The following is a 12750-nucleotide window of genomic DNA, read 5'->3' on the forward strand; positions in this document are numbered from 1 at the left end:
TTGCGGGGAGAGGCCCCAGCCTGCGCTGGGGTGACGGAGCGCGATGACCGACCCCCTCGCCCGCTATAATGCCAAGCGCGACTTCACCAGGACCGCCGAACCCGCCGGCACGCTCGCCCCCGGCAAGGGCAACAGCTTCATGGTCCAGAAGCACTACGCCACCCGCCTCCACTGGGACTTCCGCCTCGAGATCGATGGCGTGCTGAAGAGCTGGGCGGTCACCCGCGGCCCCAGCCTCGATCCCGCCGAGAAACGGCTGGCGGTGCGGACCGAGGACCACCCGCTGTCCTACGCGACGTTCGAGGGAGTGATCCCCGCCGGCGAATATGGCGGCGGCACGGTAATGCTGTGGGATCGCGGCACTTGGGCCCCCATTGCGGGCAAGAGCGCGAAGGACCTGGAGAAAGGCCATCTCCACTTCGTCCTGAACGGCGAGCGGATGAGGGGCGAGTGGCTGCTGATCCGCCTGAAGGGCCGCCCCAGGGAGAAGCGCGAGAACTGGCTGCTCCGCAAGATCGACGACGCCGAGGCTGGCGGCACCGACACGCTGGTCGAGGAGGCCCTGACCAGCATTGCGACGGGTCGGACCATGGCCGAGATCGCGGAGGGTAAAGATCCTCCCCTGCAAGGGGAGGGGGACCGCCGGCCGAAGGCTGGTGGTGGAGGGGTGTCTCCCCTCGCGAGCCGGGATACCCCTCCACCACCGCGCGACGCGCGGCGGTCCCCCTCCCCCTCCGGGGGAAGATCTTTAGCGGACTTCATCCCACCCCAGCTCTGCACGCTGGTCGACTCGGTCCCCACCGGCAGCAACTGGCTCCACGAGATCAAATACGACGGCTACCGCGCCATCATCGCTCTCGCGGATGGCAAGGCGAAGGTCTTCACCCGCAACGGCCTCGACTGGACCGACAAGTTCGCCCACATCGCTGCCGCTATCGGCACCCTGCCCGGCAGCGCGCTGATCGACGGCGAGATCGTCGCGTTCAAGAACGACAAGCCCGACTTCGCCACACTGAAGGACGCGATCAGCACCGGCGGCGCGATGACGTTCTTCGCCTTCGACCTGCTCCACCAGAACGGCGAGGATCTGACCGACCTGCCGCTCACCGCCCGCAAGGAGCGGCTGCGCGCGCTGCTCGGCGATGATCGCGACGCCGTTCGCTTCTCCGAGCACGTCACCGGCTCGGGCGAGGCGCTCTTCGAGCAGATGTGCGCCGAGGGGCTGGAGGGCATCGTCTCGAAGCGCGCGGACGCGCCCTATCGCAGCGGGCGCAGCAAGGCGTGGCTCAAGGCCAAGTGCATCGCCCGGCAGGAGTTCGTCATCCTCGGCTGGCAACCCTCAACCAAGCGCCGCGGCTTCGCCTCGCTGCTGGTCGGCGTTCGGGAGGGCGGCACTTATGTCTATCGCGGCAAGGTCGGCACCGGCTTCACCCAGGCGATCTTCGACGACCTGACGCCCCGGCTCGACCGGCTCGCCCGCAAGACGGCGCCGGTCGAGGCCCCCCGCGCGGCGGTTCGCGGCGCCCGTTGGGTCACGCCGAAGCTGGTCGCCGAGATCGCCTATGCCGAGATCACGCCCGACGGGATGCTGCGCCACGCCAGCTTCATCGGCCTGCGTGGCGACAAGCCGGCAGACGAGGTGGTCGACGAGCGCACCGCCGACACGCCCGCTCCCGCCGTCACGATCAAGGTCAGCAGCCGCGACCGGGTGATCTTCCCGGAGTCGGACGTCACCAAGGGAGAACTGGCCGACTATTACGCCGCGGTCGCCGGCATCATGCTGCCGGTCACCGGCCACCGCCCGGTCAGCCTGGTCCGCTGTCCCCAAGGTCGCGCCCGCGCCTGTTTCTTCCAGAAGCACGATGCCGGCAGCTTCGGCACGGCCGTGCATCAGGTGCCCGTGCGCGAGAAGGACGGATCGACCGAGAATTACCTGTGGGTCGACGATGCCGACGGGCTGGTCGCCTGCGTCCAGATGGGCTCGATCGAGTTCCACGGCTGGGGCTCGCGCGTCGAGACGCTGGAACGGCCCGACCGCCTCGTCTTCGATCTCGACCCCGACGAGGGACTGGGCTTCGCCGAGACGAAAAAGGCGGCCGAGCATCTGAAGGAACAGCTCGCCGAACTGGGGCTGACCAGCTTCCCGCTGCTGTCGGGCGGCAAGGGCGTCCACGTCGTCGTGCCGCTGACTCCGCAGGCGGAATGGCCCGCGGTCAAGGACTTCGCCAGCCGCTTCGCCCAGGCGCTGGCCCAAGCAGAGCCCGACCGCTTCGTCGCGACCATGGCCAAGGCGAAGCGCAAGGGCCGGATCTTCATCGACTGGCTGCGCAACCAGCGCGGAAGCACCGCGATCATGCCCTATTCCGCCCGCGCCCGCGCCGGCGCACCGGTGGCCGCGCCGGTATTATGGACCGAGCTGCGCGACCTCGACACCGCCGCACGGTGGGGCGTGCGAGACGTGGGCGAACTGCTGAACCGCGCGAACGGCCGGTCGCTTGCCGGTTGGGGCGTGGCCGACCAGGTACTGCCGGACCTCTAGGGGAAGTCCGCCCCCCAACCGCTTCAGTCGTCATTCTCGCGAAGGCGAGAATCCAGACGCGCAACCATCGCGTAGGCCACCGACGTCAGCGGTTCTGGATCCCCGCCTGCGCGGGGATGACGAGTATGGAAGTGAGCTCCCTCACCCCACCAACCGCCGCCCCGCCCGGAACAGGCCATCCACCGGCACCTCCAGCCAGTCGGGCCGGTTCGCCGCCTCATACCCCACCTCATATGCCGCCTTCGCCACCAGCAGCAGGTCGAGCAGCGCGGCATCCGGCTTGGCATCACTGGCGGCGGTGTACGCGTCGAGAAAAGCCTCGCGCGCGCCGTGGCAGAACCGGGCGTAGCGATGCTCGGCGCGCAGCGCCTCCGTCTCCGGCCCGGGCGGGCGCGAGCGATCGGCGACCGCCGTCGCGTAATCGAACGAGCGCAATATGCCCGCCACGTCGCGCAGCGGCAGGTCCTTGGCCCGGCGCTCGGCCAGCGGCTGCGCGGGCTGCCCCTCGAAATCGATCAGCATCACGTCGCCGCCGGTCACCAACACCTGCCCCAGATGCAGGTCGCCGTGAATGCGGGTGCGCTGCTGACCGACCGTCGCCGCCGCCACGTCGCGCACCTTCGCGCGCAACGCGTCGCCGTTCGTCGCCAGCCACTCGGCCGCCTCGCCGGCCAGCCCGGCCGCATCGATCTGCGCCAGCGCATTGTCGACGTCCGCCAGCACCTGCCCGGCAAGCCGCTCCGTACCGGCTGCGTCCATCGGCTCCGGCGCGAAGGCCGCATCGTCGGTAGGCCGTGCCAGCACGCCGTGCATCTCGGCCAACCGCCGGCCCAGCGTTTCGGCGAAATTGCGGTAGTTGGCGAAGGTCGTGTTATCCTCGGTCGCCAGCCGCTCCAGCACGCCCAGCGTCCAGTTCCACGCATCGCCCTGATTATGGACGAAGCGCTGCGCCAGCATCAGCAGTGTGTCGTCGGCCGTGCGCCGCACCTCGCCCAGGACCGGCGGCACCGCCTCGAACCCGCCCGCGACCAGATGACGCACCATCTCGGCATCGGGGTGGACGCCACTCTCCAGGCGGCGGAGCAGCTTCAGCACCACCGACTGGCCGATCACCAGCGAGCTGTTCGACTGTTCGGCGGTCAGCCAGTCGATCTCGGCATCCGGCTCGACATCGAGGCCGTCGGCGGAACAGGCGATCGCCTCTTCCCCCTCGCCCAGCGTCGCGCCACCCTGCATTGCCGCGATCACCGAGCGGGCGAACTCGGCGACGGTGAAGCCATCGGTCAGCAGCCCGACCTGCCGCCCGCGCCGCACCCGCGCCAGCGCAAGGGCGCCGGCGAAGCGGCTCTGCGCCTCTCCCTCCCACACGATACCCAGTGGCAGGGCGTAACGGTGGGTGGCCTTGTCCGTCTCGACCTCGATCTCGGCGAGCAGCAGGTCGTCGATGTCCGGCAGCGCGTCGAGCCGTACGATCCGCACCGCCGCGATGCTCTCGTCCTTCGCACCGAACCAGCGGCGCTGCGCGACATAGGCGGGCAGCACGTCCCGCTCCAGCACGGACCGGTTCGATCCGACCGCGATGTCGCCGAAGCCGGGTCGCAGCACGAAGGTGAAGCGCTCCGCCTCAAGCGGTGTCGGTGCGGAGGCCCAGCTCGGCGCGTCGGCTTCGGTCGACAGCGCGAACCACAGGAAGCCATAGGGCGGCAGCGTCAGCACATAGGGATTGATCCCGATCGGCGGAAACGGCGTGCCGCCGGTCAGTTCGATCGGGGTGCGGCCGACATGGTCGGGCAGGTCCAGCTCGACCGCCTGCGCGGTGCGGCCGAGATTGAAGACGCACAGGATCGTGTCGCCCTCATGCTCGCGGACATAGGCCAGGATCTTGCGATTGGCGGGCCGCAGGAAGGTCTGGGTGCCACGGCCGAAGGCGGGATGCTCGCGCCGAACCGCCAGCATCCGCTTGACGGCGTTCAGCATCGAATGGCGGTCGCGCTCCTGCGCCTCGACATTCACCGCCTCGTACCCGTAGAGCGGGTCCTGGATCACCGGCAGCGTCAGGCTCGGCGGGTCGCAGCGGCTGAACCCGCCGTTGCGGTCGGGCGACCATTGCATGGGGGTGCGGACACCGTCGCGGTCGCCGAGATGGATATTGTCCCCCATCCCGATCTCGTCGCCATAATAGAGCACCGGGGTGCCCGGCATCGTCAGGAGCAGCGCGTTCATCAGCTCGACCCGCCGCCGGTCCCGCTCCATCAGCGGCGCCAGCCGCCGGCGGATGCCCAGATTGATCCGCGCGCGCCGGTCGGCGGCATAGGTGTTCCACAGATAGTCCCGCTCGGCGTCGGTCACCATTTCGAGCGTCAGCTCGTCATGGTTGCGCAGGAAGATCGCCCATTGGCAATTCTCCGGAATGTCCGGCGTCTGGCGCATGATGTCGGTGATCGGGAAGCGATCCTCCTGAGCCACCGCCATGTACATGCGCGGCATCAGCGGGAAGTGGAACGCCATGTGGCACTCGTCGCCGCGCCCGTCGGCGCCATCGCCGAAATATTGCTGCGTGTCCTCCGGCCACATATTCGCCTCGGCCAGCAGCATCCGGTCGGGATATTCCGCGTCGAGCGCGGCGCGTATCTTCTTCAGCACATCGTGCGTTTCGGACAGGTTCTCGTTCGACGTCCCGTCCCGCTCGATCAGATAGGGGATCGCGTCGAGCCGCAGCCCGTCGACCCCCATGTCGAGCCAGAAGCGCATGACCTGCAGCACCTCTTCCAGCACCGCCGGATTGTCGAAGTTCAGGTCGGGCTGGTGGCTGTAGAAGCGGTGCCAGAAATAGGCGCCCGCCTCCTCGTCCCAGGTCCAGTTCGACTTCTCGGTGTCGAGGAAGATGATGCGCGTGCCCGAGTAGAGCTTGTCGTCGTCCGACCAGACGTAGAAGTTCCGCTCCGGACTACCCGGCGGCGCGCGGCGCGCGGCCTGGAACCAGGGATGCTGGTCCGAGGTGTGGTTGATAACCAGCTCGAACACCACGCGGATGCCGCGCGCGTGCGCGGCGGCGATGAAGGCGGTGGCGTCCTCCATCGTGCCGTAATCGGGCGACACCTCGCGATATTCAGCGATGTCGTACCCGTCGTCGCGCCGCGGACTGGGATAGAAGGGCAGCAGCCAGATACAGGTGACGCCCAAGTCGGCGATGTAGTCCAGCTTCTGGATCAGCCCCTTGAAGTCGCCGATCCCGTCATTGTTCGAATCGTAGAAGGACTTGATGTGGACCTGATAGATCACCGCATCCTTGTACCACAGCGGGTCCGCCCCGACCGTGTTGGCGTGGGTCGTCGCCGTCTCGCCCTCACTCATGCTCATGCCGCCTGCTCCGCGGTCAGCCGCCAGATGCGATAGGGCTGGTCGGGCTCGATCCGGATGAACTGATCCTTCCCATACCAGCGGAAGCGGTAACCTTCGGCCAGATCCTCGACCGCGACGCTGCCATTGTCGTCCATTCCGAATTCCCACAGCGGCACCTGGAAGGTGCATTCCTGGCCCTGATGCGGGTCCATGTTGACCATCACGCAGATCATTCCCGCACCGTCGGGATCGGGCTTGCCGTACCAGATGATGCTGTCGTTGCCGGCGACGAAGAACTTCGTGTTCAGGTGCGTCTGGAGCGCCGGATACTGCCGCCGGATACGGTTGAGCATCGCGATGTCCTGAATGATGTTGCCGGGCGCATTCCAGTCGCGCGGCTTGACGATGTATTTCTCGCTGTCGTTATACTCTTCCTTGCCCGGCACCGGGTCGGCTTCGCACAGCTCGAACCCCGAATAGACGCCGAACAGCCCCGACAGCGTCGCCGCCAGCACCGCGCGGATGCGGAAGCCTGGCCGGCCGGAGGTCTGTAGGAAGACCGGGTTGATGTCGGGCGTGTTGACGAAGAAATGCGGGCGATAGAAGTCCCTCGGCGCCTCGCTCGTCAGTTCGACAATGTAATCGGTCAGCTCCGCCTTGGTGTCGCGCCAGGTGAAATAGGTATAGCTCTGCGAGAAGCCGACCTTGGCCAGCCGGTACATCATCGTCGGCCGGGTGAATGCTTCCGCCAGGAAGATCGTGTCGGGATGCCGCGCGCGAACGTCGGCGATCATCCATTCCCAGAAGGGCAGCGGTTTGGTGTGGGGATTGTCGACGCGGAAGGTCTTCACGCCATGCTCGATCCACAGCAGGATCACGTCGCGCAGCGCGACCCACAGGCCGGGCACCGCGTCGGGGCCGTAGAAGTCGACATTGACGATGTCCTGATACTTCTTCGGCGGGTTCTCCGCATATTTCATCGAGCCATCGGGCCGCCACGCGAACCAGCCGGGATGCTCGGTCAGCCAGGGATGGTCGGGCGAGCACTGGATCGCGAAATCGAGCGCGATCTCCAGTCCATGCCCGCGCGCCGCCTCGACCAGCCGGGCGAAGCTCTCGAACCCGCCCAGTTCGGGATGCACCGCGTCGTGCCCGCCATCGGCCGAGCCGATCGCATAGGGGCTGCCGGGATCGTCCGGTCCCGGCGTCAGCGTGTTGTTCGGCCCCTTGCGGTTGGTCTTGCCGATCGGATGGATCGGCGGAAAATAGAGCGTGTCGAACCCCATGTCGCGGATCTGCGGCAGGCGACCGATCACGTCGTCGAACGTGCCGTGCCGCGCCGCATCGGGGGTAATGGAGCGCGGGAACAGCTCGTACCAGCTGGAAAAACGCGCCGCGATCCGCTCCGCGTCGAGCAGCTGCGGGTCCGAGCGCAGCGCGAACGGCCGCGCGTCCGCCGCCGCCATCGCGGTCGCCAGATCGGGATCGAGCAGCAGCGCCGTGTCCTGCGGCGCCGCCTCCAGCCGCGCCTGCCAGCCGGCCAGCGTCGCCTTCAATTCGCCGGTCGCGCGCGCCGCCGCCTCGGCGACGAGCCCGCGACCCTCCATCGCATCGACGTCCTGCGCGACGCCGGCATCGCGCTTCTTGGCGAAGTCGCGGCGGAAACCGCCCCACAGGTCCAGCCAGCCCTCGACCGCGAACTCGTGCCGCCCCAGCCGATCGGGCGTGAACGACGCGGTCCAGCGGTCGGTCGGCAGCGGCGCCATCGGCACGCGCCGCCACCTTTCCTCGTCCACCGCGCGCCACAGCAGCTCCGCGGCCAGTTGCTCGTGCCCGTCGGTGAAGACCGTCGCCTCCACCACCACCGTCTCGCCGACGATGCGCTTTACCGCGAAGGTGCCGCCATCGACGCGCGGCGTCACGTCCTCGACGACCAGGCGCGGCCAGTCGCGCGCGGCGTCCGCCCCCGGGGGCGGCGCGTGTCGGATGATGTCCGCGCGCGCGGCGCCGGGGGTGTCGGCCATGATGAACTCCGCTTACTTGGTCGTCTTGGGCTTGCGCGGCTTTGCCGCCGCGGCACGCGCGGGCGGCGCGGTCTGGCCGTCGACCGGGGTCTGGTCGGCCGGCGTACGGCTGCCCGCCGCCTTGGCCGCTGCCTTCTTCACTGGTGGCGCGGCCGGTGCATCGACCGGCGTCTGGTCGGCAGGCGCCGCGTCCAGCGTCGTTCCGTCGGGCGCGGGAGCCGCGTCCTGCCCGTCGCCCAACTCGCTGGCGGCCTGATGCCAGTGATCCTCGTGACGGCCATGTCCCCCGCCTTCCTTCTCCCACAGCTCATAGGCGCGGCGGCTGACGGCTTCGTGGCGGTCATCGGACATTGTCGGCTCCTCCTTCTCTTGCGCACCCGGTTGTTGGCGAACCGCTCAGGCATGGCAAGCACCGTTGGAACGGACGGTGGGGGTTGCGGTTGCATCGCTTTTTGCGGATCGGCGTGCATCCTCACCGCATGCCCCGTGCCCGCCGCAGGCCGAAACCGATACCAAAATTGATCGAGTTTAGTCTAATTGCGGCGATTACTCTTATTTACTGCTAACCAATTCTTTCTAATCGCCTGACAATCGGCTATTATCCAAGCGGGAGCATGGGTGCGTGGGGCACCCGGACCGCGGGGGGCCGTGGGGTGGAGCAGGCACCGAAGCCGGGACGGGCGATCGTCGACGCGCTGTCGCCGGCTGCGCTGGCGGCGGTGCTCGAGCAGAGCATCGACTGCGTCAAGCTGATCGGCCTGGACGGCACGCTCCAGTACATCAATCACAGCGGCCTGCGGATGATGGAGGTCGAGTCGTTCGCCGACGTCGCCGGCCGCTCCTGGGCCAGCCTGTGGCCCGACGTCACCAACCAGGCGATCGCCGCCGCCTATACCAGCGCCGCCGATGGCTGCTCGACCCGGTTCCGCGCCTTATGCCCCAGCCGGGCAGGCGTGCCACGCTGGTGGGACGTCACCATCTCGGCCGTCACCGACGCCAGCGGCATGCACAGCGGCTACCTGTGCGTCACCCGCGACGTCACCGACGCGCAGAACGCGCGCGAGGCGCTGGAGATCGCATCGACCGAGGTGAAGCATCGGCTGAAGAACACCTATACGATGATCGGCAGCCTGCTGACCGCCTTTGCGCGCGGCGATGCGGGCAACGAGGGATTCGCCCGCACCATGACCGACCGGCTCGGTGCGCTGGCGACGGCGCAGTCGCTGTTCCTGTCGAACGAGGCCGATTGCGAGATCGCGCGCCTGATCCCGGCGCTGCTGACCCCGTTCGACAGCCCCAACTGTCCGGTGGTGATCGGCCACCAGGCAGCGGCCGTCGTCGACCAGGGGGTTGCGGATGCGATCGCGCTGGTGCTGGGCGAACTGTCGGTGAACTCCGCCAAGCACGGCGCCTTCGGTCATGGCGGCGAGGTCGAGGTCGGCTCCTCCCTATCCGGAGCGCTCCTGACGATCACCTGGGCGGAACAGTCGCTGCGTGCCGTCACCCATCACTCGCGCCGCGGCGGCCAGGGCATCCGCCTGATGCAGCGCATCGCCCATACCCGCGGCGGATCGATCGCGATCGACTGGCGAACCGACGGGCTGGAAGTGACGCTCGCCTTTCCCGATCAGGCGGGAGCGCACCCGGTCAGCACGGCCGCCTGATACCCATTTCGCCGCCGATACGATTCTCATGGCTCGCAATCGCCCGATCGGGCGTTAGCCGGGGTAATGCTGATGCTTCTCGTCCTGGCCCTGATCGCCGCCTGCCTGGTTCCGCTGGTCGCGCGCGTCGTGGGCAAGGGGGCGGGGCTGATCGTCGCGGTGGTGCCGTTCGCGCTGCTCGGCGCGTTCGTCGCCTTCGCCTCGATCGTCGAGCGCGGCTGGGTGCGCAGCGAGGGCTGGCGCTGGGCGCCGTCGCTGGGGCTGGACCTGACCTTTCGGCTGGACGGTTTCTCGTTCCTGTTCTGCCTGCTCATCACGGGCATCGGCGGCTTGGTGACGATCTATTCGGGCGGTTACCTGACCGACAAGCCGCGCCATGAGCGGTCGCGCTTCCTGACGCTGATCCTGCTGTTCATGGTCGCGATGCTCGGCACCGTGCTCGCCGAGAACATGCTGCTGATGATCCTGTTCTGGGAGGCGACGAGCGTGTTGTCGTTCCTCCTGATCGGGTTCGACAGCCGCAGCCCGCGCTCGCGTCGCGCCGCGATCATGGCGCTGCAGGTGACGGCAGGCGGCGGCCTTGCCCTGATCGCCGCCACCGCGATGATCGGGCAGGTGCTCGGCACCTATTCGATGGCGGAGGCGGTGCGGCGCGGGCCGGAGCTGCTCGCCAGCAACTGGGGCGCACCGATCGTCGCGTGCATTATGATCGCCGCCTTCACCAAGTCCGCGCAGTTCCCCTTCCACTTCTGGCTGCCCAACGCGATGCAGGCGCCGACCCCGGCCAGTGCGTACCTCCATTCGGCGACGATGGTGAAGCTCGGCATCTACCTCCTCGCCCGGTTCGAGCCGGTGATCGCCGGCACCGCCTGGGGCCGCAACACGCTGATAATCGTGGCTTGCATCACCATGCTCGTCGCCGCGCTCCAGGCGTTGCGCGCGGAGAGCTTCAAGTCGGCGCTCGCCTATTCCACCATCGCCTCGCTCGGCATCCTGGTGCTGCTGGTCGGGCTGGACGGGCCGGCGGCGAGCGTCGCGATGATCGGCTTCCTGCTCGCCCACGCGCTCTACAAGGCGGCGCTGTTCTTCTGTGCCGGGTCAGTATTGCACGCGACCGGCACCGGCACGCTGCGCGCGCTGGGGGGCCTGCGCCGCACCCTGCCCTTCACCGCGCTCGCCTGCACGCTTGCCAGCCTGTCGATGGCCGGCATCCCGCCCTTCCTGGGTTTCATCAGCAAGGAATTCCTGTTCGAGGCGCAGCTGGAGAGCAGCTGGGAACTCGCGCCGCTCGCAGTCGCCGTGCTGGTCAATGCGGTGATGGTCGGCGTCGCCGGGGTCATCACGCTCCGTCCTTTCTTCCTCGCCCCGCAAAGCGAGGTGCGGATCGAGCACGGCGAGAGCTTCTCGCTGGTCGCCCCGCCGCTGCTCCTCGCCCTCGCCGGGCTGGTCATCAGCCTCGAGCCGGACTGGATCACCCGCGTCGCAATCCGCCCCGCGGTCGCCGCGGTGTTCGGCCGCCCGGTCGCGGTCGACGTGGCGGTGTGGCACGGGCCGACGCCGATGCTGGCGCTGAGCGCGGTGGTGGTCGCGATCGGCGCAGCGATCGTCATCTGGTGGCGGCCGCTCCACGTCGTCCTGCGCCGCCACGCGCCGATCGAGCAGTTCGGCCTGGAACGGCTGTGGGAGCGGTCGGTCCGCGCCACGCTCCGCCTGTCCGCGGGCCTTACCGCGCGGGTCGAGCATGGCGACCTCAGCGGGTATCTCGCGACCGCCATCGCCGGCTTCGTCACGCTGGTCGTCTGGGCGCTGTGGCAGGCGGGCGCGCCGCTCCGCCTGCCCGGCGACGATCCGGTGCGGCTGGCCGAGGCGGCGGTGGCGCTGGTCGGCGTTGCCGGCGCGCTGGCGGCGGCGCGCGCGCGCAACCTGCTGGCGGCGATGATCGCGGTCGGGCTGACCGGCTTCGCGGTCGCGATCACCTTCATGCTGAACGGCGCGCCCGACCTGTCGATCACCCAGTTCACGGTCGAGGCGCTGATCGTCGTCCTGCTGACCGCGCTCCTCCTCGTCGTGCCGCTCGACGCGCCGACGACGCGCGAACGGTCCAGGCGCGTCGGCCACATGGCGATCGCCGCCAGCTTCGCCGCCGTGATGTTCGTCGTCATGCTCGACATGGCCGGCGCGACCAACGCCACCCCGGCCGCCGACTGGTTCGGCCGGATGAGCTATGTCGCGGGCAAGGGGCACAATGTCGTCAACGTCATCCTCGTCGATTTCCGCGGCTTCGACACGCTGGGCGAGACGAGCGTGATCGCGGTCGCGGCGCTGCTCGGCGCGTCACTGCTCCACGCACGCACCCGGCCCGATCCCGTCGCGGCGCGTTCGGTCCATTTCAGCTTCCACGCCGCCAGCCGGCCGCTGTTCTGGCTGCTGCTCGCCGCGTCGGTGGTGATCCTGTGGCGCGGGCACGACCAGCCGGGCGGCGGCTTCGTCGGCGGGCTGGTCGCCGCCCTTGCCTTTGCCGTCCTGTCGCTCGCGCGCGGGGTCGGAGAGGCGGCGCGGGCGCTGCGCAGTTCGCCGGTCATGCTGGTCGCGATCGGCCTGGGCCTTGCGGTGGCGAGCGGCCTGCCATCGATGATCGGCGGCGCACCGTTCCTGACGCATCTGTGGTGGGAACCGGGCGGCGGCCTGCCCAAGCTCGGCACCACCATCCTGTTCGACCTTGGCGTCTACGCGGTCGTCCTGGGTGCCGTCCTGACCTTCCTGTTCGGGTTGCAGCGGGAGGCGGCACGGTGACCATCCTCTATGCGCTCACCGCCGCCGCGATCATGGGTGCGGCGCTCTACATGATCCTGTCGCGCAACATGATCCGCATCCTGCTGGGCCTCGCCCTGCTGTCGACCGGCGTCAACCTGATGATTTTCCTCGCCGGCGACTTTTCGAGCCGCCAGCCGCCGCTGATCCGCGAGGGGCAGCAGGTGCTGGACGAAGCCGCCGACCCGCTGGCGCAGGCGCTGATCCTGACCGCGATCGTCATTGGCTTCGCCCTGACCGTCGTGCTGGCGACGATCGTGATGCGCGGCTGGCGGGCGACCGGATCGCTCGACGTGCGCCGCCCCGACGCGCCCGAGCAGCCCGACGATCCCGAACTGCGAGGGCCGGACGCTGACTGATCCCGTCCTCC

General features: G+C 68.8%; 7 protein-coding genes. 4 read left to right on the forward strand and 3 right to left on the reverse strand.

The annotated features are described in order from the left end of the window. Nucleotides 1–43: 43 nt before the first annotated feature. Entirely contained in the window at nucleotides 44–2539 is a 2496-nt protein-coding gene (gene ligD, locus Q5H91_RS14035) for a DNA ligase D (protein WP_305174056.1), read from the forward strand. A 141-nt stretch (nucleotides 2540–2680) separates the two neighbouring features. Here the strand turns inward: ligD and treS are convergent, their stop codons facing one another. From treS to Q5H91_RS14050, 3 genes are read right to left on the reverse strand one after another with little or no spacing between them, the layout of a single operon-like run. Then, nucleotides 2681–5899, reverse strand: a complete 3219-nt coding sequence (gene treS / locus Q5H91_RS14040; RefSeq protein ID WP_305174057.1) for a maltose alpha-D-glucosyltransferase — start codon at nucleotides 5897–5899, stop codon at nucleotides 2681–2683. Beyond that, nucleotides 5896–7905 (reverse strand): alpha-1,4-glucan--maltose-1-phosphate maltosyltransferase, encoded by a 2010-nt coding sequence (locus Q5H91_RS14045; RefSeq protein WP_305174058.1) that lies wholly within the window; start codon nucleotides 7903–7905, stop codon nucleotides 5896–5898. Before Q5H91_RS14045 ends, treS begins: the two co-directional genes overlap by 4 nt. A gap of 12 nt (nucleotides 7906–7917) precedes the next feature. Then, nucleotides 7918–8256 carry a DUF2934 domain-containing protein gene (locus tag Q5H91_RS14050; protein ID WP_305174059.1) on the reverse strand — a complete coding sequence of 113 codons (339 nt, stop codon included), beginning with the start codon at nucleotides 8254–8256 and terminating at the stop codon, nucleotides 7918–7920. 302 nt (nucleotides 8257–8558) lie between these two features. Between Q5H91_RS14050 and Q5H91_RS14055 the strand changes: the two genes are divergently transcribed. From Q5H91_RS14055 to Q5H91_RS14065, 3 genes are all read left to right on the forward strand, one after another. Beyond that, entirely contained in the window at nucleotides 8559–9569 is a 1011-nt protein-coding gene (locus tag Q5H91_RS14055; protein ID WP_305174060.1) for a PAS domain-containing protein, read from the forward strand. 66 nt (nucleotides 9570–9635) lie between these two features. Continuing rightward, complete coding sequence (mbhE, locus tag Q5H91_RS14060) at nucleotides 9636–12362, forward strand: hydrogen gas-evolving membrane-bound hydrogenase subunit E (RefSeq protein ID WP_305174061.1); 2727 nt, start codon at nucleotides 9636–9638, stop codon at nucleotides 12360–12362. Then, on the forward strand, nucleotides 12359–12739 hold the full coding sequence (locus Q5H91_RS14065; protein WP_305174062.1) for a sodium:proton antiporter: 381 nt from the start codon (nucleotides 12359–12361) through the stop codon (nucleotides 12737–12739). The genes mbhE and Q5H91_RS14065 overlap by 4 nt, the downstream gene beginning before the upstream one ends. Nucleotides 12740–12750 lie beyond the last annotated feature (11 nt).

The sequence above is a fragment of the Sphingomonas aurea genome, from assembly GCF_030678875.1.
Classification (GTDB): domain Bacteria; phylum Pseudomonadota; class Alphaproteobacteria; order Sphingomonadales; family Sphingomonadaceae; genus Sphingomonas; species Sphingomonas aurea.

Coding starts and splice junctions, on each gene's coding strand:
- ligD (WP_305174056.1), top strand. CDS start 44: ATGACCGACCCCCTCGCCCGCTATAATGCCAAGCGCGACTTCACCAGG.
- treS (WP_305174057.1), bottom strand. CDS start 5,899: ATGAGCATGAGTGAGGGCGAGACGGCGACGACCCACGCCAACACGGTC.
- Q5H91_RS14045 (WP_305174058.1), bottom strand. CDS start 7,905: ATGGCCGACACCCCCGGCGCCGCGCGCGCGGACATCATCCGACACGCG.
- Q5H91_RS14050 (WP_305174059.1), bottom strand. CDS start 8,256: ATGTCCGATGACCGCCACGAAGCCGTCAGCCGCCGCGCCTATGAGCTG.
- mbhE (WP_305174061.1), top strand. CDS start 9,636: ATGCTGATGCTTCTCGTCCTGGCCCTGATCGCCGCCTGCCTGGTTCCG.